Source organism: Pantoea sp. CFSAN033090 (assembly GCF_001264395.1).
GTDB classification, from domain to species: domain Bacteria; phylum Pseudomonadota; class Gammaproteobacteria; order Enterobacterales; family Enterobacteriaceae; genus Pantoea; species Pantoea agglomerans.
This window is the reverse complement of sequence record NZ_LGYX01000008.1, coordinates 178,712-197,105: the sequence shown is the minus strand read 5'-3', so window position 1 is coordinate 197,105 and position 18,394 is coordinate 178,712. Positions and strand designations below refer to the sequence as shown.

Sequence of the window (18,394 nt, the reverse complement as noted above, 5' to 3'; positions counted from 1 at the left end):
CAATTTCAGGTCTGATAGCAGGTCGGGTAGCGAAGCCGTAGTTAACGTCGATAAATCGGCCTGTCCCGACCGGGATAACCGATCAAACAGGTCAGAGGGCCTATGCTGAAAGAAAATTTTAACGATCTAATCTATCTGGTGGTGGTAGCAGAAGAGCGCAGCTTCACCCGGGCAGCGGCGAAGCTGGGTGTGTCGCAGTCGGCACTGAGCCACGCGATTCGCGCTCTGGAAGAGCGTCTTAGCGTCCGGTTGCTGACGCGCACTACTCGCAGCGTTGCCCCGACAGAAGCCGGTGAACGGCTGATCACTACCCTCGCCCCGCTGTTCAGCGAGATTGAGTCTGAACTGGTCAATGTCACTGACAGTCAGGGTAAAATCTCCGGCAACATTCGTATCACCGCAGGCGAACATGCGCTCACCTCTACACTCTGGCCGCTGCTCAGGCCCTTTCTTCAGCAATACCCCGATGTCCATGTTGAAGTGTCGGTGGATAACAGTCTGACCGATATTGTCAGCGGCCGTTTCGATGCAGGCGTGCGACTGGGTGAGCAGGTCGAAAAGGATATGGTGGCGGTACGCATCGGGCCGGACTGGAATATGTGCGTGGTGGCAGCCAGCAGCTATTTTGATCAGCACGGCAGACCTGAGACTCCCTATGATTTACAGCATCATAACTGCATCAACCTGCGGCTGCCGACGCTGGGTGGCCTCTATAACTGGGAGTTTATGCGTGATGGCAAGGAGATCAGGGTCAAAACGCAGGGTCAGTTAATTTTTAATCATCTCGCGTCGCGCATTGATGCCGCACTGAGCGGGATGGGGATCTGCTATGTGCCGCAGGATAGCGTTGCGGAACACCTTAAAAGTGGCCGTCTGGTTCAGGTTTTGGCTGACTGGTGTGAGCCTTTTCCGGGTTATTATCTTTACTATCCCAGCCGCAGACAGCACACCAGCGCCTTTACACGTTTGATTGATGCGGTGCGCTATCGCGGTTGAGAGACAGCCGCGATAGCCAGTCAGCTGGCATTAAGCCGCTGACGTTCAAGCTGTCGCGTTTTGCGGCCTGAAATCACCATCGCCACAATAAATACCAGTGCAAACAGCACCACGATCGTGGGTGCTGGCGCGCTGTCGATAAAGAACGAGAGATAGACCCCACTCAGCGACACCAGCACCGACACCACGACCGCCACCAGCAGCGCATGTGAAAAGCGGCGGGTTAGCAGAACTGCGATAGCACCGGGCGCGATCAGCAGGGAAATCGACAGAATGATCCCTACTGCTTTCAGCGTCGCCACAATGGTCAGCGATACCATGCAGAGTAGACCGTAATGCAGCCAGCGTGCGGGTAAGCCAGAGACCTGTGCCTGCTGCGGATCAAAACTGAACAGCATAAAATCACGCCATTTCACCGCAATGACCCCGACGATCACCGCTGCGATAAGCGAGGTCTGAATAATGTCAGCGCCCGTAATGCCCAGCATGTCACCAAACAGAATGTGATCAAGATGCACCTCCGGTTTCACGGCGATATAGAGGATCAATCCCACCGCGAACATGCCTGAGAAGACGATTCCCAGCACCGTATCCTGCTTGATGCGACTGTTGTCCTGCAGAAATCCACTGGCAACGGCACAGAACAGACCTGCGACAAACGCACCCACCGCCAGCGGCAGCCCGGCCATCCAGGCGAGGACGATGCCGGGGAATACCGCATGGCTCATGGCATCGCCCATCAGCGCCCAGCCTTTCAGCACCAGAAAGACCGACAGCAGCGCACAGGGGATCGCCACCACCAGCGCAATCAGCAACGCGCTGTTCATAAAAGCGAACTGGAAAGGTTCAAAGATCCACATCAGCCAGGCTCCTTTTCGGGACGATGGCGGCCACGACGCCGGTTAGCCAGCAAGCCATGTTTGGGTGCAAAAACAAACGCCAGCAGGAACAGCAACGTCTGCGCCACCACGATGATGCCTCCCGTTGCGCCATCCAGGTAGTAACTCGCCCACGCACCGAGAAAACTGGTGATACTGCCAATCGCTACGGCAATCATCAGCAGACGCGGGAAGCGATCGGTGAGCATCCAGGCTGTCGCGCCTGGCGTCACCACCAGACAGATCACCAGAAATGCACCGACGGTTTGCAGCGCCGCCACGGTTGAGACTGCCAGCAGGGTAAAGAAGAGGACTTTCAGTCGTTCAGGACGCAGTCCGATAGCGCGCGCGTGATTCTCATCAAAGAAGGTGACCATCAGATCCTTCCACTTAAACAGCAGAATGATGATCGACAGCCCGCCAATCAGCGCCAGCTGAAGTATATCTGCGGGCGCAATCGCCAGAATATTGCCGAGCACAATGGTCTGAATGTTTACCGCGGTCGGATTGAGCGACACCATAAACAGACCCAGACCAAAGAAGGAGGAGAAGATCAGGCCGATGATTGCATCTTCTTTTAAGCGGGTGCGCTGATTGAGTAACAGCATACTGCCCGCCGCCAGCCCACCTGAGAGAAACGCGCCCAGCGCAAAGGGCAGTCCCAGCATGTAAGCACCCGCTACGCCCGGCACGATGGAGTGCGACAGCGCATCGCCAATCAGCGACCAGCCTTTGAGCATCAGATAGCAGGAGAGAAACGCACACAGGCCGCCGACCATGGCGGAGACCCACATCGCGTTGAGCATGTAGTGATAACCAAAAGGCTCCAGTAACAGTTCCATGGTCAGTTTCCGTCTTCAGGTGCCGTACGTGGCGCAATAAAAGGCCGCTCATCGTCGGTGATAATCTGATCGTCCAGCCCTTTCACCATTACATGACGCAGCACCCCACTGAACGCGCGCTCAAGGTTGGCGGCGGTAAAGGTGGTGCGGGTCGGGCCGCTGGCCAGAATGGTGCCTTTGACCATCACGGTGTAATCGCAGAACTCCGTGACCGATCCCAGATTATGCGTTGAGACCAGCATGGTCTTGCCTTCATCGCGCAGCTCACCCAGCAGGCTGATGATTCTGGCCTCAGTCTGAACGTCCACGCCGGTAAACGGCTCATCCAGCAGGATAACGCTGCCCTGCTGGGCAATGGCGCGCGCCAGAAATACCCTTTTTTTCTGTCCGCCGGAGAGTTCACCGATTTGACGATGGCGGTAATCCAGCATATCGACCCGCGCCAGCGCATCACTGACAATCTGCTGGTCGTGTGGTTTGGGTCGACGCAGCAGGCCCATATGACCGTAGCGACCCATCATTACCACATCCTCCACCAGCACCGGAAAAGACCAGTCTACCTCTTCCGACTGCGGCACATACGCCACCAGACTCTGACGCAGTGCTTCACGGGTTGGCATGCCGAGCACCGAGATGCTGCCGCTGGCGAGCCGGACAAAGCCCATCAGCGCTTTGAACAGGGTTGACTTGCCGGAGCCATTCACACCCACCAGCGCCGCAATCGATCCACCCGGCACGCTGAAGCTGGCATCATGCAACGCGGTGTGACCGTTGCGATAGGTCACGGTGACATCCGAAACAACGATGGTGTCTGTCATTGCGCTTTCTCTCCCGCTTTGATGCCCTGCGCCAGCGTCTCCGTGGTGACTCTGAGCAGATCCAGATAGGTCGGCACCGGTCCCTGAGCGTTGCTTAATGAGTCGACGTAAAGCACCCCACCGTAATGCGCACCCGTTTCCCGCGCGACCTGACGGGCTGGCTTATCCGACACGGTGCTTTCACTGAACACCGCCGGAATCGCATTTTTCTTCACCTGGTCGATCACTTTTCTCACCTGTTGCGGCGTGCCTTGTTGATCAGCATTTACAGGCCACAGGTAGAGTTCTTTCATGCCCAGGTCGCGAGCCAGATAGGAGAATGCGCCTTCGCTGGTCACCATCCAGCGTTTATCCTCCGGGATGTCGGCAATCTGCTGGCGAAGCGGATCCAGCGCTGCGGTGATTTTTTGTTTATAGGCAGCTGCGTTCTGACGATAGGTTTCCGCATGCGCCGGGTCATATTTCACCAGCGCATCACGGATATTATCGACATAGATCAGCGCATTGTCCGGTGACATCCAGGCGTGCGGATTCGGTTTACCGTTGTAAGGCCCCTCGCCGATACCAATCGGTTTTACCCCGGCAGAGACAATCACTTCCGGCACCCCATCCAGATGCTGATAAAAACGCTCAAACCAGCGTTCGAGATTAAGCCCGTTCGCCATGATTAACTGCGCACCCTGCGCACGTTTGATATCGCCGGGCGTCGGCTGATATTCGTGTATTTCAGCACCCGGTTTGGTAATGGAAGTGACTTCGGCCGCATCGCCCGCCACGTTTTTTACCATGTCAGCGATGACCGTAAACGTCGTCACTACCTTAAATTTTTCTGCTGCATAGCTGCTGGTCGCCATCAGGGTTGTCAGTAGCGCACTCAGTAGCATCATGGTTATTTTTCTTTTCGGGACCATAGGGCGATCTCCAGAGGTGATTAAAAACAGTACATAATTAGCATAGGCTATTTTTTATAGCACAGGCTATACCTTTGTAACAGCGAAGGGTTGTGAAGTTTCTTCAGCGTCCGGGCCCGAATGTGGAGTTTTGTAAGCAAATCGCTTTACTTGTTGATATGTAAAAAGTTAATTTCATTGATGGAAAGTTTATGGAAAGCGTGATGTATAGCTATAACCGGGTTTTACGCCTTTCTCATCTGTGGTTGAGTAAACCGCAAAAGCGATAACAGGATTACAAAAAGGCCATCCTGGCTGTGCAATTGACCGAAAAGCGCTCTGACACCTGGCGGCACTCACATGACACGCATAGCAGACCGACAATTAAAATAATCTTATTGATAGGCTGAATTGATTAAGCTTCGTAAATTTTTTTGCTACAGTTAATGTTACTTACCGCAATCACCCAGGAGGATAATTTGTATTTTTCCAGCGACGAAAAAGCGAATGTCATCATTGGCGAAGCCGCAATGAACCTGTTTAATGCCGGTCAGGAAGTGAATGTTGAACTGCTGATTAATGAACTAAGGGTCATGGCTGACTCTGAAGTTAATGAGACTCGCCTTGAGCAGATGCAGCATGCGCTTCAATGGCTGATGGGGTTCAAAACCATCGGTTCCCGCAGCACCGCCCCGGCGAACTGGCTTGCCAAAACCACTGGCAAAGAGCCCGCTGCTCCTGTCTCTGCCGATGACATCTTCTTTAAACACTAATCCATGTGTGCCGTTCCTCTCCGGCCTTAATATTCAGGTCGGAGCGTCGGTGGGGTGTGAATGATACAAGAATCTGGTACAATTTTTACCTCGCTACAAACTCCTCGTAACACCCTGTTTTAAAAGCCTTAGCACTTTTTGCACAAAAAAATTAATCCCAAAAATCCAAAATTCTGTACAAGTTTTGCAAAGATGTATAACTTGCGCATCCAGAGTGCATACATTTAAATCACCTGAGGACAACAACATGCGTCAGAACGGACAAGCCCCGGAAACGATCAGCGATATTGCCCGTTACTTTAATCAGGCCAGCTCACCGTCGCAACAGGAGACGCTGGGTTCGGTTGTGGTGGAAATTCTGCGCGCAGGTCATAGCCTTAGTCGGAAAACGATTTGCAGTAAACTGCTGAGTCGCCTTGAACTGGCTGCCACGCCAGAAGAAGAGAGTCATCTGCATGAACTCATTGCGATGCTGTTTCGTCGCGAAGATTAATGCCCTCTCACGGTCGTGCATGTTAATCAGGACGCCTGTTTCAGCCATCACCCAGGAAGATCTATCCTAGCAATAAAGCCCAGTTCTGCTTCCCGTATCGGGTGCACTAAGTCGCACCCGCTGACGCATACGGACCCGCAGCATGGCCATTGATTCGCAATCAGAGAAGCCAGTATGTACAGAAGTGAAGATGAGAAACTGACAGATGTTATGATCGGCGAAGCCGTTCTGACATTACTCAAGTCAGACAAACCGGTATCCAGCAACGCCTTAATCGCACAGCTCGAACTGATGGCTGCTGATGCTGACGACGCCGTGAAAGTGTCAGTGATTCGCAAAGCCATCACTGAAGTCCGTAATGGTATGGTTGCCGCGCGCAAACGCGTGCAGGGCGACGGTGCCGAACGTGATAACACGGCTCATCGTATGAACAGTGATGGCCCGCCTGAAGGTTCGAAAAAGCACTGATTGAGCGTACTGCGTACCTGATACATGCGGCTAATTTTAAGCGAAGCGGCAGACCTGAACAGAATTTTTAAGGCGGGCTGGGCAAAACGAAAACTGCGCCTACACTCGTTTTTGACTTCAACCATTGCATCTGACCCATTTTCCTCAGAGAAAGAATAATCATGCAGCATTCATCATCAGATTCTTCAATCATTGACTACTTCCGTAGCGCAGGCGATCAGCTTGCTCCGGAAACTGAACTGCTGGGCGCAGTGATTCGTGACATTGTTGCTGATCAGGGACGTGTAACCAATAAAGCGATCATCCTCTATTTGATCGCTGAACTGGAATGCACTTCAGATGTTGTCAGGCTGGATGTGTTACGCAAAACGCTGGAAATCGTGGTTGGCCGCACGCCAGACGATACCGGCATCTGATACGCCATTCTGCGTTACCTCTGGTAACGCAGGATACTCTTCCCCCTCGCCCGCTTTTGTTTCCTTCCCTCACTTTCGCTGTATACCCGATATGCCACACAGAAATTATCCGATATAAAAATTCTTTTGCAGGTTAATGATGTAGCAGGGATTTGATCCCGACGATAACGCTTTTTTGCAATCATGCCAGATGATGATCATTCAGGCTTAATAAGACCTGCCAATGAAAAGGCGAACTTCTTTATCAGAAATTCGCCACCCCTAATGAATAATCAACAGAAAGATCTGACTGACATTTTTAATGCGGTCATCAACCGTCTCGCTGAATAAAAAACAAACGACTCACAAAAAATCCGTTTTAATGGCTGCCAGCAATATGCAATGCCTCTTATTCTCGCCGATGTCAAAGGTAGCAGGGCCGCTATCATGACACAGGCCGGGACAACGCCCGGCATCAGGCCTGGCAACCTTAATGCATCTTACGAGTGAAAAAGCTTATCGCTTCCTGACACAATGCTTTCAGCCTGCTGTCACGCGTCTCTTCGCTCAGGCGAAACAGCGCGTCCGTAATGTCGTGGAAATGAACCGGCTCTCCCGCCTTGATCAAATCACTGACTACCGCACCAACCAGCGCGCGGATTTCATTATCGTTGTCGTACTTCACACGACCTCCCGATGGTGTATGCATATACAGTCTATCATTAGCGGGAGCCAAAAAACAAAAAAGCCGTCAAGCGGGAAATATAAGCGAAGCGGCAAAAAGGTTATTAACTATACAACCTCAGAATATTATCTTGCTTTATTTTCACCCCATGCAGCCCTGAAGCTATAAATAGCCAAAACATGGTAGCAACCGCTGTAATCTATTTATGCCCATGTATATTGAGAGTTGGATAGTTATATATCGCGGAAACAGACTTTTGGCTGAATGTGTTATAAACACTTTTTCGACTCACTGTTTTTTGCGATAACCTGCGCGGCAGCTTTCCCGGCCTGATATGTGCTGACCAGCCTTTCACAAATGATCATCTGACAATGGCCAGCAGTATGATAAAACTATCGTCATCCTCTGGTGTCACGAGCAGCACATGGCTAAATTTACCCTGAAACAGATTGCTGCCCAGTCGGGACTCAGTCTGGCGACCATCGACCGGGCCCTGCATCAGCGCGGCAACGTGCATGCCACGACCCAGCACCGAATCCAGCAGGCGATAGCGGACCTGGAACTGATGCAAAAAGCGGGACTCGCCAGGGGAAGAACGATCTATTTCGACGTCATCATGCATACACCTGACCGCTTTCAGCCACTGATACGTGAGGCGTTCAGCAGTCAGATTGCCAGTTTTACTGCCTTTAAACTTCAGCTGCGTTTCCACTTCGGCGCGAATTTGACTGCGGAGGCGATTAACGCGCTGCTGAATAAAAAAGCGTTGCATAGTCACGGCGTCATTCTTAAGGCAGCCTGTTCTGGTGAACTTCATCCCACCCTTGAATCACTGCTGAAACAACGCGTTCCGGTGGTCACCATGATGAGTGACCTGCCCGGCAGCGCGCGCCTGCGCTATATCGGCATGGATAATTTTGATGCCGGTAAAGTGGCGGCTTTTCTGATGTCAAAATGGCTGCGGGTGAGTCGTTCACATATTGTGGCTGTGACCGGCAGTCACGATTTCATTGGCGAACAGGAGAGAATTCAGGGGTTTCAGCGAGCAATGCAGGAGTTTGCGCCCCAGCATCAGGTGAGCGTGGTGGCAGGCGGTTATGGCATTGACGCCCGGATGCAGCAGTCGGTGACACAGTTCTTGCAGAGCCAACCGGATGCAGATGCGGTCTACACAGTCGGTGGCGGTAATCCCGGCATACTGCGCGCTTTTGCCGAACAAAAGCGGACGGTTAACGCTTTTATTGGTCACGATCTCGATCGTGAGAATCGTGCACTGCTGCAGGCCGGTAAAATTGATGCATTAATCGAGCATAATTTACAGCTTGATGCGCTGCACGCCTTCAGAACGCTGCTGGCGTTTCATGGATTTTTGCCCGCCTCAGAACCGCCCGCGCCCTACTCTAAAATCAACATCATCACCCGTTACAACATGACAGCCTGAAAAACTGTCAGGCAATTAATGAGCCCGGCTCATAACCGTTTGCCGACTGAGCGGGCTAATCACGCTCCGGCTTGCCGGTTACACTGTGCATGACACGTTAACAACAGGAGTGAGTAATGAAAATTATCGCCAACGGATCGCTGCCTTCGCGTAAAGGACCTGCTGAATATTTTACCGGTACGGTTCGGATTGATGCACCATTCCAGGCAACCGAACCCGCCCGCGTGGGTGGCGCAACGGTGACTTTTGAACCGGGTGCCCGCACCGCATGGCATACCCATCCACTCGGGCAAACCCTGATCGTCACGCATGGCCAGGGCTGGATTCAGTGTGAGGGTGAAGCCATTCAGGTGATGAACACCGGTGATATCGTCTGGATCCCGGAAAACGTGAAGCACTGGCACGGTGCAACGCCGGATAACGCCATGACGCATATTGCTATCGCTGAGTCACTGAACGGCTCGCCGGTTGACTGGCTGGAGCAGGTCAGCGATCAGCAATATCAGCGCTAAATCAGACGCGCATTCTATCGCTAAAGTCTGACGTGATCGATCAGCGCCCTCAGCTTGGGGGCCAGGTTTTTGCGGCTGGGAAAATAGAGATAGAAGCCGGCAAAGGCGGGCAACCATGCGTCGAGCAGGGTCACCAGTTCGCCACGTGCGATGTAAGGCTGGAAGGTTTCTTCCATGCCAAAGCTGATGCCGCCCCCGGCGCAGGCGGTGCGGATCATCACCCCCATGTCGTTGGTGGTGAGTTGCGGATTGACGGCAACATCAAACTCGCGTCCCTGCTCTGCGAACTCCCAGCGATAAGGGGCCAGACCAGGCCCTCTTCGCCAGCCGATGCAGCGATGATTGACCAGATCCTGAGGATGTTGCGGCGTGCCTGCACGAGCCAGATAGGCGGGTGACGCCACCGCCACCTGACGCTGCGCGGTGGATACCGGCACCGCAATCATATCCTGAGCAATCACCTCCCCCAGCCGCACGCCCGCGTCATAGCCTTGCCCGACAATATCAAACTCCTCATCGGTGACGGTGATATCCAGCTCCACCTGCGGGTAAGCGGTAATAAAGCTCGCCAGTAGTTTTCCCCCCAGCATCCGCTCAGCAATCGAGGAGATCGCCAGCCGCAGCTGGCCCCGAGGTTCCGCAGCCAGTTCGGCAATATCGGTCACGGCGCGATTGAGCTGGTTGATCGCCGGCGCCACTTCGGCATAGAGCCGCTGTCCGGCTTCGGTCAGCTGAACCGATCGTGTGGTGCGCTGCATCAGCGTGAGGTTAAGCCGGTCTTCCAGACGCCGCAGACTCTGGCTGATCGCCGGACGCGTAACACCTAATTGTTCTGCGGCCAGCCGGAAATTTCGCGTCTGCGCCACAATCACAAAAACTTCGAGAGCATTTTTATCGGCATTCATTGGTCAGATTGAGTTACCAGTGCGTAAAGTGTTCGGTGGATTATCTTTATAATCCAGTCGCCGTATGATCGCCAGTGACAACCTGACTGGAGAAAAAAAATGACTCAGAAAGTGATTTTAATTACCGGCGCCTCAAGCGGCATCGGTGCAGGCATTGCACGTGAACTGGCGAAAACAGATGCCATTCTGCTGCTGGGTGCGCGGCGGGAAAGCCGCCTGGCCGCGCTGGCTGAAGAGCTGCACTTCAATGGTGCAGAGGTGGCGATCAAAGCGCTTGATGTAACGCGCCGCGAAGAGATGACGCAGTTTGTTGAGTATGCGCTGGAGAGATGGGGCCGGGTGGATGTAATGATCAATAACGCCGGTATTATGCCCTTGTCTCCGATGGCATCGCTGCGGGTAGAAGAGTGGGATCAGATGATCGATGTAAACATCAAAGGGGTGCTGTATGGCATTGCGTCAGTGTTGCCGACCATGCTGGCCCACCAGCGCGGTCACATCATCAACATCGCGTCGATAGGGGCGCTGGCCGTGTCGCCCACCGCAGCTGTCTACTGCGCCACTAAGTTTGCGGTGCGGGCGATTTCCGACGGATTACGGCAGGAGAACAGTCAGCTACGGGTGACCTGTGTCCATCCCGGTGTGGTGGAGAGCGAGCTGGCATCAACCATTACCGATCCGGCAGCCGCCGAGGCGATGCAGCACTATCGCGCTATCGCGTTGCAGCCGGACGCCATTGGTCGCGCCGTGCGCTATGCCATTGAACAGCCTGAAGAGGTGGATGTGAACGAAATCGTGGTGCGGCCAACCCGAACGCAGCAGTAAGCAACCCGCCCGATGCGCTGTGTGCATCGGGCGGGCGGTTTTACTGTCAGTAGAGGCTTCTGCGGGTACACTGCACGGTGATGGCGATGGCCGTCAGTGCCACCAGCATCAGAAATATCCCCAGTCCAACCATGGCGTTAAAGCCATAGACTTTAAACAGCAGCAGACCGGCAATACAGCCGCTCAGGAATGAAAACACGGTAGTCAGATGGGTGTGCAGAACCTTCTGGAAAAAGCGACGATCGTCGGTTTCAAGATGCACGGCGTGCGACGTGTGGGCAAAGATCCACGACCCCAGCGCAATACCCGCATCGGTCAGCGTGCCAGTAATGTGGGTCGATCTGACGCGGCCATTGGAGAGCTGCGTCGAGGTCGCATTATGAATCCCCATTAAAAAGCCCAGCATTAACAGCACTTCCCCGTTAAAGCTTGGCCGGTAGAACACGATTTCAAAGATTGATGCCGCCGTCAGTGCCGCCCCTTCCGCCAGAATGATCAGACAGAATATGGTGCGTAACTTATGTCTGATCCCCACTACCACCGCCAGCCGGGCAACGGTACAACCCAGCACAAAGGCAATAATCAGTGCCATCAAAAACAGCATGGTATGGAGGTCGCTGGTGGTCACTTCCTGGGAGATTTGCGAGGTGTTACCGGTCATATGCGATGGAAAAAATCCAAACGCGCCCAGCGCCATGGCATTAAGGATGCCGGCGGTGGTGGCAAGCACCAGCGCCAGCAGTCGATCTTCGGTATGCGAACGAACTTTCTTCTTTTTTATCAGCACAGGCTTCCCCACCTCAGGTGAATGCAAAACGTTCTTATAAGGCTTCTAGCATACAACCTGATGGAAATTATTCCTGTCAGAACCAGATAACTCTGATGAAATAAGCCATTAATTTTGCTGATTTTTATAAAGCTGATTCAGTTTACTTTTAAAAGTGTCAACGACGCGATGATTCACCAGCAGCTGATCACCAGAGAGGCAGACTGTAAACTCAGTCAACGATGAAGAGTTGCGCGCCTGTGGACGTAAAGGAGCGATGTGGTTCAGCATTGTCCGCCACCTGATAGCTGACGCCCGGTGTCAGCACGAAACGGCGACCATCTGCCAGTTCAGTGTGCAACTCACCCGCCATACACAGCAAAATATGGCCCTTTGTGCACCAGTGATCGGCGACATAGCCTGGTGAATAGTCGACCATCCGCACCCGGATATCGTTAAACTTCACGGTTCGCCAGGTCGCCTGCCCCTGGTCGCCGGGATGAATCGTCTCTTCAATCTGATCCCACTGGGTCAGGCCAAACGGCAGATTTTCAATTTTCATGCGATTCCCTCAAGGCTAAGTGCAGGATAAACGTCAGGCCAGCGCCTGGGTAACAGCCTCTTCCGCGTGGATAAGCGTGGTATCAAACAGTGGCACGCTGGCATCCGTGGCATCCACCAGCAGTGTGATTTCGGTGCAGCCGAGAATAATGGCCTCCGCCCCCTGCGCGACCAGCTGCTGCATGATCTCCCCATAACGGCGACGCGACGCGGGATTGATCTCGCCCAGACAGAGCTCGTGGTAAATCACCTCATGCACAAAAATCCGATCCTCTCTATCCGGCGTGATCACCTCAAGACCAAACTGCTGCTGAAGTCGCCCGCGATAGAAATCCTGTTCCATGGTGAATCGCGTCGCCAGTAATCCGACCTTACGCACCCCGGCCTGCTGAATGCGTCTTCCGGTGGCGTCGGCGATATGCAGCAGCGGGATGCCCGTTGCGGCGCTGATTTGTGCTGCCACTTTATGCATGGTGTTGGTACAGAGTACGATGAACTGCGCGCCAGCCCGTTCCAGATTGCGTGCCGCTTCAGCCAGTATCTCTCCCGCCTGCTGCCACTCGCCCGCGGCCTGTAGCTGCTCAATGCGCTGAAAATCCACGCTATAGAGCACCAGCTCCGCCGAGTGCAGGCCGCCCAGCCGCTGTTTAACCTGCTGATTGAGAATACGGTAATAGAGAGCGGTAGACTCCCACGACATACCTCCTAACAGACCAATGACTTTCACAATGCACTCCGGGTTCAGGGGTTTTATTCCAGCATGCCAGATCGACATTGATCGGCAACGGCTTTGTTCAGTTGATACTGTTCTGAGGTCTGAAGCGTCGGGCAATCACCATCAACAGCACCACGCCAGCGCTCATGATCAGCCAGGCCTGGGTCATTGACGTGCCGCTATCACGTACCCAGCCTGCCAGCAGCGGCATCAGAGCCGCAATCAGATATCCGCCTCCCTGCACGCGTGACAGCAGAATGCCCGCCTCTCTGGCACTGCGCGCATGATCCAGCGTGACGATCAGCGACAGCGGAAAGAGCGCACCGATGCCCGTACCCAGTAACAGTGAAGAGAGTATCGGCATCGCACCCGGGTAAAACACCAGACTCAGCAGCCCCAGCATTAACAGGGCCAGCACGCCGAGCAGCAGCGGACGGCGATCGGGGAAGCGATATAACGTCGCCGAGACGATGAATCCTGCCACCACTTCGGTTAACGTCAGGGCCGCGAGCAGATAACCACTGTGGCGAGCACTCCAGCCCAGTTGAATATAGAATGGCGGCAGCCAGGCCAGCACTAACGTATAAGCACCCGTGCCAATGCCGAAAAAGAGCATCAGCAACAGGGTACGCCGCACAGGCAGCGTCGCTGCATCAGAGGCCACGCTCACCTGCGGCGATCGCCTGACTAAAGTCAGCCAGATCAGCAGTGTGACCAGCGTTAACCCGCCGGAAAGCGCCAGCGCGGGTTGCAGGCCCAGCCATGAAAACAGCGGGTCAGCACCGGCAGCAGTCAGTGCCGCGCCCGCCATAATGCCCGTGCTGAACAGCGCCATCAGCGTCGCCGCTGCTTCAGCAAAGCGTTGCCGGATCAGAGCGGGCATCAGCGCCTGTATCACGCCAATCCCTGCGCCCCCCGCCAGCGCGGTGAGCAGCAGCTGAGAGGGAGTAAGCGTAACGCCGCGCCACACGCAGGCGACCGTCAGACAGAGCAAACCGGCGGCGATTCCCCTTACCGGCCCGATGCGGGCGATTAGCCATGGGCCAGAGAGTGCGGCCAGACCCATCATCGCCACTGGCAGCGTGGTCAGCAGACTGAACGTCGTCGCCGATAGTCCGGCCTGCAGTTGCAACACCGGGAACAGCGGGCCGATAATCGCCAGCATAGGGCGCAGGTTCAGCCCGATAAGAAAAGCGATCACGGCAAACAGAATGGGGAACAACACCTTATTTTTCATCATCGACGCCTTGAAAGAGGATTGACGATGACAGCAACGGGCCGCCATCATTTATCTTAACGTTAAGATAAATTCCCTCCGGTGTTAAGAGGCTGCGCACAACCCGACAAAATAACCACAATATTCAAAGGTGATTTATGCATGACCATATTGATTTCGTTGTCAGTCAGTGGGACGACGCGATGCCCGATCTCGACGCCTCTTCAATGCGAATCTTCGGCAGGGTGCTACGTCTGATGAAACATCTGGCAAAAGCGCGCAGTCAGGCACTGGAGCCTTTTGGTTTTCAGGAGGGAGAATTTGATGTGCTGGCGACATTGCGACGGGCGGGATCGCCTTTTCGCCTGTCGCCCACCCAGCTCTACCAGGCGCTGCTGGTGACTTCCGGTGCGATGACAAATCGTCTGAACCGTCTGGAGCAGCAGCATCTGATTGAGCGTATTGCCGCGCCAGAGGATAAGCGCAGCATGCTGGTCGGGCTGACGCCGCACGGGCAGCAGCAGATTGAGCATGCACTCCGCGTCCATACCGCTACGCAGGAGGCGCTGCTGGCCCCGCTTGGCGCTTCAGAGCGTGCCGAACTGGAAAGGTTGCTGAAAACGCTGCTGCTGGCGTGTCCAGGCGAAGCAACCGCCGCAGAATAGCGCCGTCAGCGCTGCAGTTCGGCCACTGTCATGGTGAAGATAACCGGCAGGTGATCGGCACTGGCATAGGCATGCGGCATATCGGTTCGCGCTACGGCTGCACAGCCCTGCTGCACCACGAGGGTCTGCTCACCCACCGTTAAGGCGAGCGTGCCCTGCTCGACATGCAACAGTTCGAGTGTGCCTGAGGAGTGACCGGCAGAACGGAAAGCTTCGCCCGCAAACATCTGCCAGCGCCAGAGCTCGATCATATCCGGCCCACGGGTTCCCGCCAGCAGCTGCGCATAACCGCCCTGCTCGCCCTGCCACAGCCGGGGCATTTCGCTGTTCTCAATCAGCCAGGCGTCAGGCGCATGCGCAACGTTGACGATATCTGCCACCGAGACGCCCAGTGCGGCAGCCACTTTACAAAGAATGGCAATGCTGGGATTGGCGGCACCCTTTTCGATCTCCACCAGCATGCCTTTACTGACGCCAGCCCGGCGGGATAACTCATCCAGCGAGAGTTTCTGACTTTTACGCCAGCTTTTGATGCTGTCCGAAACAGCCTGATTGACACTGGCGACATCGGCACCCGCATCGGTCGTTATATTGACTTTTTTGGTCATCGGTCATTACTATGAAATAAATTAGTCACTGAGAGAGTATCCGATGTTATCTGTTCACCCGTCAATCGCTCCCGCTGTTTTCGCGCTCGCTCCCGGCTTTCGTGCCATGAGTATTGTGGTGGAAGCCACACCGATTATCCGACCAGACGTTGCCAGCGATGCACTGAAGAGCGCATGCCAGCAGGTGTTAAATGATGATGCGGCGTGGGCAGACGCGCATCTCGCAGCCTGGGCTGAGGTGTTTAAAGCCTTTGGTGCCAAAGCGAAACGTACACCCTGTTCGGCAGAAGCATTGCGTAAGCGTGTGCTGCGGGATGGCGCATTGCCTGCCATCGATCCGGTTGTCGATCTCTATAACGCCATCAGCGTTCGTTATGCGCTGCCGGTCGGGGGTGAAAATATCGCGGCCTATGCTGGCGAGCCACGTCTGGTGATTGCTGACGGCAGTGAACGTTTCGATACCGTTAAAGAGGGCGAGGTGGTTTATGAGTCGCCGGAACCGGGTGAAGTGATCTGGCGCGACGATCAGGGCGTGACCTGTCGCCGCTGGAACTGGCGTCAGGGTGTAAGAACCCGACTGGATGCCAGCGCGCAGCAGATGTGGTTCATTCTGGAAAGTCTGCCCGCTATGCCGCTTTCCGCGCTGCAACAGGCCAGCGACGATCTGGTTTCAGGATTACAGCAGATGATGCCGGGTGCGCAAATCAGTACGACACTGATTGAAGCGCCAGCAAACTGAACATTGCCTCAACCGCGGCTGAACAAGGTTAACGGTGAGCGGAAACTGTGGCAGGATACGCGCCCTGCGTCTGGCCATACCCGGCTGACTTAACGACACTCAACCGGTGACTAAAATGGCTAAAGTAAAATATATCCTGCCCCTGCTGCTGATCCTCGCCCTGGCCGCCTGGTGGTTTATCCCACACGACAGTGAGGAAGATAAGGCGTATTACGTCGCGGTGTTGTGCGCGATTGATCATGATAGTAAGCAGCCCCTCGACCGGCAGATGCAGAACGTCATTGAAGGCGGCAACTCTGATTATGCGCTGCAAAAAATCACTTATAAATCGGGGCTGGGCCGCAGCGTGATTGCTCGCTGGCAGCAACTGACCCCTGATGAGCAGCAGCGCGCCGTGCAGGATAATCTTCTCTGCCAGCAGTTGCTGAAGCGCTGATTTCTGACGGGCGTGTTCATATCATTATTCATATGATTTCGCGCTGGTCATCATTATGGCCGCGCCCGTCCTGGCTTATCCCTACGCATCTGAAATTACCGTGTTTTTTGTCTACGACTTACAGGTAAGCGGGCTTATGAATCCCTGATAACCTGATGCCGGAAGAATATGGGCTTATGGCTGAGAATCCGCAAATCTCAAAAATTGAGTGAAACTAAAACGGGGATGCTGACAGTGGCACTTACGTTCATAAGCTTTCATTATGCAAAAGCCCGCATTAGCGGGCCCTGAGCGTCATTTCAGTATGTTGTATCTGTAGAGCAAATTTCCGAAATCCTGTTTCATGCTAACGAAAAGAAGAATCTGGATAGTATTGTCCACGAAATCGTACAGAACACGATACTCTCCTTCAACATCAAGACGTTCGCGTAACAAAAGCCCGCGCTCTGAAAGATAAGCATTGTAGCGATACCTTTCAGGATCCTGACTGATATTGTCGACTGAATCCATGAGTAGATTATCGACAAATGCAGCCGCTTGCTGCGCCCCAACTGTTCCGCTCTTATAGGACTCAATGTCCTTGAGACACTGTTCAGCCAGAGGCGCGATTACCAGCTGATATTGTTCTGACACTCAAAGCCTCTCTATTATTTTCTTGCGGCACGTAACCTTCCCAGAACGTCTTCAGGGGTCATGCCTTTGCCATCAGCGACTTCCTTTTTAGCTTGCAAGGCCAGCTTGAAAAGGGCGTTTATGTTTCTTTCCTGCTCGATCTCTCTAATCTCAGCCTGACGCTCAGCAGCAGTCTGGATGAAGAGTTCAGAGACGCCGTTTTTTGTTACGTATACTCCTCCTTCGAAGGCGGCAGCATTTCCGAGACTGTCTCTGGCAAGCTTCTGGGACATGGTTTGATTTGAGTTCATACATGATTTCCGATTAGACAGGACGGGTAAAATCAAAGGGATTGCCGGTAGAGCCATCCAGATTTCATCGTTGATTAAAAAATTTCACAGACCGTAAGATTTGAACTGCCCCTCTCTTTTCCGAGGGTCATAGGATGAATATAACCTACGAGTGAAATCGTGTACATATTTATCCACCCTATCCACGTTACTGAATCTGGATGGCAAGGCATCGTCCTGATAGGTTTAAAATCAGAAGGTAGTCATGCTATTCAATGTATTGTATATAGCACGCAACACAGGACCGGCGTTGATGTCTGAAATCGACTGAAATCGTCAAAAGATCGCCTTAACCACCAGCAATCACCTCTTCTGCCTATTGCCGATTTGTTAACACAACCCGCTATCGACTCTCAGCCTGCTTTAATGCCAGTAGCCTGTATGGTATGAAATCACTTAAAATAGGAAAATATGACGATGCCAGAACGCAAAAATTATCCGCAACTGGGCGAAGTAAAAGCGCCTTATGTCCACGCAGTGAAACATGGCGTGACGCTGTATGTCTCTGGGCTGACCGCTTTCGGTACGGCGGCTCAGCAGGGAAATATGGCTGAACAGGCAGAGGCTATTTTTGATCTACTCAGGGCGGTTGCCGCAGCTGAGCATACGTCGCTCGCAGCGCTGCTGAAGGTCACGATATTCATCACCTCTTTCACAGAGATCACCGCGCTGCGGGAAGTGCTTTATCGCAACTACGGCGAGCATCTGCCCGCCAGCTCACTGGTACAGGTCAGCGGACTTTTCTCCACTGACCTGCGCATAGAGATTGAAGCCATTTTTGCCCTCTGAGTAGAAAACAACGACA

25 protein-coding genes are annotated in these 18,394 nt (G+C 53.8%); 12 read left to right on the top strand and 13 right to left on the bottom strand.

Translation table 11 applies throughout. The features are described 5' to 3' along the window. Positions 1–102: 102 nt before the first annotated feature. On the top strand, positions 103–996 hold the full coding sequence (locus AFL22_RS10165) for a LysR family transcriptional regulator (protein WP_010246903.1): 894 nt from the start codon (positions 103–105) through the stop codon (positions 994–996). 20 nt (positions 997–1,016) lie between these two features. On the opposite strand, the gene AFL22_RS10160 is transcribed toward AFL22_RS10165, so the two are convergent. From AFL22_RS10160 to AFL22_RS10145, 4 genes are read right to left on the bottom strand one after another with little or no spacing between them, the layout of a single operon-like run. After that, a complete protein-coding gene (locus AFL22_RS10160) occupies positions 1,017–1,856 on the bottom strand; it encodes a metal ABC transporter permease (RefSeq protein ID WP_052271319.1) in 840 nt (279 codons plus the stop codon). Next, the gene (sitC, locus tag AFL22_RS10155; protein ID WP_010246899.1) at positions 1,856–2,716 is read right to left on the bottom strand and encodes an iron/manganese ABC transporter permease subunit SitC; all 861 of its coding nucleotides are present in this window, start codon (positions 2,714–2,716) and stop codon (positions 1,856–1,858) included. Before sitC ends, AFL22_RS10160 begins: the two co-directional genes overlap by 1 nt. Before the next feature lie 2 nt (positions 2,717–2,718). Beyond that, on the bottom strand, positions 2,719–3,534 hold the full coding sequence (locus AFL22_RS10150; protein WP_031591112.1) for a manganese/iron ABC transporter ATP-binding protein: 816 nt from the start codon (positions 3,532–3,534) through the stop codon (positions 2,719–2,721). Further along, positions 3,531–4,445 carry a metal ABC transporter substrate-binding protein gene (locus AFL22_RS10145; RefSeq protein WP_010246894.1) on the bottom strand — a complete coding sequence of 305 codons (915 nt, stop codon included), beginning with the start codon at positions 4,443–4,445 and terminating at the stop codon, positions 3,531–3,533. Before AFL22_RS10145 ends, AFL22_RS10150 begins: the two co-directional genes overlap by 4 nt. Positions 4,446–4,903: 458 nt before the next feature. Between AFL22_RS10145 and AFL22_RS10140 the strand changes: the two genes are divergently transcribed. The 4 genes from AFL22_RS10140 (at position 4,904) to AFL22_RS10125 (ending at position 6,574) form a co-directional block, all read left to right on the top strand. Further along, a complete protein-coding gene (locus tag AFL22_RS10140; RefSeq protein WP_010670559.1) occupies positions 4,904–5,197 on the top strand; it encodes a hypothetical protein in 294 nt (97 codons plus the stop codon). A 247-nt stretch (positions 5,198–5,444) separates the two neighbouring features. Continuing rightward, positions 5,445–5,690: a regulatory protein YcgZ gene (gene ycgZ, locus AFL22_RS10135; protein ID WP_010246891.1), complete on the top strand. Its 246-nt coding sequence runs from the start codon at positions 5,445–5,447 to the stop codon at positions 5,688–5,690. A 174-nt stretch (positions 5,691–5,864) separates the two neighbouring features. After that, complete coding sequence (locus tag AFL22_RS10130; RefSeq protein ID WP_010670560.1) at positions 5,865–6,158, top strand: hypothetical protein; 294 nt, start codon at positions 5,865–5,867, stop codon at positions 6,156–6,158. A 161-nt stretch (positions 6,159–6,319) separates the two neighbouring features. Continuing rightward, on the top strand, positions 6,320–6,574 hold the full coding sequence (locus tag AFL22_RS10125; protein WP_010246887.1) for a biofilm/acid-resistance regulator YmgB/AriR: 255 nt from the start codon (positions 6,320–6,322) through the stop codon (positions 6,572–6,574). A gap of 469 nt (positions 6,575–7,043) precedes the next feature. Here the strand turns inward: AFL22_RS10125 and AFL22_RS10120 are convergent, their stop codons facing one another. Beyond that, positions 7,044–7,238 (bottom strand): hypothetical protein, encoded by a 195-nt coding sequence (locus AFL22_RS10120; RefSeq protein ID WP_010246886.1) that lies wholly within the window; start codon positions 7,236–7,238, stop codon positions 7,044–7,046. A gap of 424 nt (positions 7,239–7,662) precedes the next feature. On the opposite strand from AFL22_RS10120, the gene AFL22_RS10115 reads away from it, so the two are divergent. Continuing rightward, positions 7,663–8,679 carry a substrate-binding domain-containing protein gene (locus AFL22_RS10115; protein ID WP_052271318.1) on the top strand — a complete coding sequence of 339 codons (1,017 nt, stop codon included), beginning with the start codon at positions 7,663–7,665 and terminating at the stop codon, positions 8,677–8,679. Between the two features lie 116 nt (positions 8,680–8,795). Next, complete coding sequence (locus AFL22_RS10110) at positions 8,796–9,191, top strand: cupin domain-containing protein (protein ID WP_010246880.1); 396 nt, start codon at positions 8,796–8,798, stop codon at positions 9,189–9,191. Positions 9,192–9,211: 20 nt separating this feature from the next. On the opposite strand, the gene AFL22_RS10105 is transcribed toward AFL22_RS10110, so the two are convergent. Continuing rightward, positions 9,212–10,096: a LysR family transcriptional regulator gene (locus AFL22_RS10105; RefSeq protein ID WP_052271317.1), complete on the bottom strand. Its 885-nt coding sequence runs from the start codon at positions 10,094–10,096 to the stop codon at positions 9,212–9,214. Positions 10,097–10,195: 99 nt separating this feature from the next. Here AFL22_RS10105 and AFL22_RS10100 point away from each other — a divergent pair, with 99 nt between their 5' ends. Next, on the top strand, positions 10,196–10,921 hold the full coding sequence (locus AFL22_RS10100) for an SDR family oxidoreductase (RefSeq protein WP_052271316.1): 726 nt from the start codon (positions 10,196–10,198) through the stop codon (positions 10,919–10,921). Positions 10,922–10,967: 46 nt separating this feature from the next. Here the strand turns inward: AFL22_RS10100 and AFL22_RS10095 are convergent, their stop codons facing one another. From AFL22_RS10095 to AFL22_RS10080, 4 genes are all read right to left on the bottom strand, one after another. After that, positions 10,968–11,708 (bottom strand): YoaK family protein, encoded by a 741-nt coding sequence (locus tag AFL22_RS10095; protein WP_052271315.1) that lies wholly within the window; start codon positions 11,706–11,708, stop codon positions 10,968–10,970. 211 nt (positions 11,709–11,919) lie between these two features. Beyond that, positions 11,920–12,249 (bottom strand): DHCW motif cupin fold protein, encoded by a 330-nt coding sequence (locus AFL22_RS10090; protein WP_052271314.1) that lies wholly within the window; start codon positions 12,247–12,249, stop codon positions 11,920–11,922. Between the two features lie 33 nt (positions 12,250–12,282). Beyond that, positions 12,283–12,975, bottom strand: coding sequence for an aspartate/glutamate racemase family protein (locus tag AFL22_RS10085; protein WP_033760791.1), 693 nt, complete (start codon positions 12,973–12,975; stop codon positions 12,283–12,285). Positions 12,976–13,042: 67 nt separating this feature from the next. Beyond that, positions 13,043–14,200, bottom strand: coding sequence for an MFS transporter (locus tag AFL22_RS10080; RefSeq protein ID WP_052271313.1), 1,158 nt, complete (start codon positions 14,198–14,200; stop codon positions 13,043–13,045). Between the two features lie 137 nt (positions 14,201–14,337). Between AFL22_RS10080 and AFL22_RS10075 the strand changes: the two genes are divergently transcribed. Further along, complete coding sequence (locus AFL22_RS10075; protein WP_022624551.1) at positions 14,338–14,844, top strand: MarR family transcriptional regulator; 507 nt, start codon at positions 14,338–14,340, stop codon at positions 14,842–14,844. A 5-nt stretch (positions 14,845–14,849) separates the two neighbouring features. Here the strand turns inward: AFL22_RS10075 and AFL22_RS10070 are convergent, their stop codons facing one another. After that, positions 14,850–15,452 (bottom strand): helix-turn-helix transcriptional regulator, encoded by a 603-nt coding sequence (locus tag AFL22_RS10070; RefSeq protein ID WP_033768765.1) that lies wholly within the window; start codon positions 15,450–15,452, stop codon positions 14,850–14,852. Positions 15,453–15,495: 43 nt separating this feature from the next. Here AFL22_RS10070 and AFL22_RS10065 point away from each other — a divergent pair, with 43 nt between their 5' ends. After that, positions 15,496–16,191 (top strand): B3/4 domain-containing protein, encoded by a 696-nt coding sequence (locus AFL22_RS10065; protein WP_052271312.1) that lies wholly within the window; start codon positions 15,496–15,498, stop codon positions 16,189–16,191. A gap of 115 nt (positions 16,192–16,306) precedes the next feature. After that, entirely contained in the window at positions 16,307–16,627 is a 321-nt protein-coding gene (locus AFL22_RS10060; RefSeq protein ID WP_052271311.1) for a hypothetical protein, read from the top strand. A 294-nt stretch (positions 16,628–16,921) separates the two neighbouring features. On the opposite strand, the gene AFL22_RS10055 is transcribed toward AFL22_RS10060, so the two are convergent. Next, a complete protein-coding gene (locus tag AFL22_RS10055; RefSeq protein ID WP_010246865.1) occupies positions 16,922–17,260 on the bottom strand; it encodes a type II toxin-antitoxin system RelE/ParE family toxin in 339 nt (112 codons plus the stop codon). 14 nt (positions 17,261–17,274) lie between these two features. Continuing rightward, positions 17,275–17,550, bottom strand: a complete 276-nt coding sequence (locus AFL22_RS10050; RefSeq protein ID WP_010246864.1) for a hypothetical protein — start codon at positions 17,548–17,550, stop codon at positions 17,275–17,277. Between the two features lie 450 nt (positions 17,551–18,000). Here AFL22_RS10050 and AFL22_RS10045 point away from each other — a divergent pair, with 450 nt between their 5' ends. Then, the gene (locus AFL22_RS10045) at positions 18,001–18,378 is read left to right on the top strand and encodes a Rid family hydrolase (RefSeq protein WP_052271310.1); all 378 of its coding nucleotides are present in this window, start codon (positions 18,001–18,003) and stop codon (positions 18,376–18,378) included. Positions 18,379–18,394: the final 16 nt, after the last annotated feature.

Excerpts from the sequence above, each read along its gene's own strand:
- AFL22_RS10165 (WP_010246903.1), top strand. The coding sequence starts at position 103 with ATGCTGAAAGAAAATTTTAACGATCTAATCTATCTGGTGGTGGTAGCA.
- AFL22_RS10160 (WP_052271319.1), bottom strand. The coding sequence starts at position 1,856 with ATGTGGATCTTTGAACCTTTCCAGTTCGCTTTTATGAACAGCGCGTTG.
- sitC (WP_010246899.1), bottom strand. The coding sequence starts at position 2,716 with ATGGAACTGTTACTGGAGCCTTTTGGTTATCACTACATGCTCAACGCG.
- AFL22_RS10150 (WP_031591112.1), bottom strand. The coding sequence starts at position 3,534 with ATGACAGACACCATCGTTGTTTCGGATGTCACCGTGACCTATCGCAAC.
- AFL22_RS10145 (WP_010246894.1), bottom strand. The coding sequence starts at position 4,445 with ATGGTCCCGAAAAGAAAAATAACCATGATGCTACTGAGTGCGCTACTG.
- ycgZ (WP_010246891.1), top strand. The coding sequence starts at position 5,445 with ATGCGTCAGAACGGACAAGCCCCGGAAACGATCAGCGATATTGCCCGT.
- AFL22_RS10130 (WP_010670560.1), top strand. The coding sequence starts at position 5,865 with ATGTACAGAAGTGAAGATGAGAAACTGACAGATGTTATGATCGGCGAA.
- AFL22_RS10125 (WP_010246887.1), top strand. The coding sequence starts at position 6,320 with ATGCAGCATTCATCATCAGATTCTTCAATCATTGACTACTTCCGTAGC.
- AFL22_RS10115 (WP_052271318.1), top strand. The coding sequence starts at position 7,663 with ATGGCTAAATTTACCCTGAAACAGATTGCTGCCCAGTCGGGACTCAGT.
- AFL22_RS10110 (WP_010246880.1), top strand. The coding sequence starts at position 8,796 with ATGAAAATTATCGCCAACGGATCGCTGCCTTCGCGTAAAGGACCTGCT.
- AFL22_RS10105 (WP_052271317.1), bottom strand. The coding sequence starts at position 10,096 with ATGAATGCCGATAAAAATGCTCTCGAAGTTTTTGTGATTGTGGCGCAG.
- AFL22_RS10100 (WP_052271316.1), top strand. The coding sequence starts at position 10,196 with ATGACTCAGAAAGTGATTTTAATTACCGGCGCCTCAAGCGGCATCGGT.
- AFL22_RS10090 (WP_052271314.1), bottom strand. The coding sequence starts at position 12,249 with ATGAAAATTGAAAATCTGCCGTTTGGCCTGACCCAGTGGGATCAGATT.
- AFL22_RS10080 (WP_052271313.1), bottom strand. The coding sequence starts at position 14,200 with ATGAAAAATAAGGTGTTGTTCCCCATTCTGTTTGCCGTGATCGCTTTT.
- AFL22_RS10075 (WP_022624551.1), top strand. The coding sequence starts at position 14,338 with ATGCATGACCATATTGATTTCGTTGTCAGTCAGTGGGACGACGCGATG.
- AFL22_RS10070 (WP_033768765.1), bottom strand. The coding sequence starts at position 15,452 with ATGACCAAAAAAGTCAATATAACGACCGATGCGGGTGCCGATGTCGCC.
- AFL22_RS10065 (WP_052271312.1), top strand. The coding sequence starts at position 15,496 with ATGTTATCTGTTCACCCGTCAATCGCTCCCGCTGTTTTCGCGCTCGCT.
- AFL22_RS10060 (WP_052271311.1), top strand. The coding sequence starts at position 16,307 with ATGGCTAAAGTAAAATATATCCTGCCCCTGCTGCTGATCCTCGCCCTG.
- AFL22_RS10050 (WP_010246864.1), bottom strand. The coding sequence starts at position 17,550 with ATGAACTCAAATCAAACCATGTCCCAGAAGCTTGCCAGAGACAGTCTC.
- AFL22_RS10045 (WP_052271310.1), top strand. The coding sequence starts at position 18,001 with ATGACGATGCCAGAACGCAAAAATTATCCGCAACTGGGCGAAGTAAAA.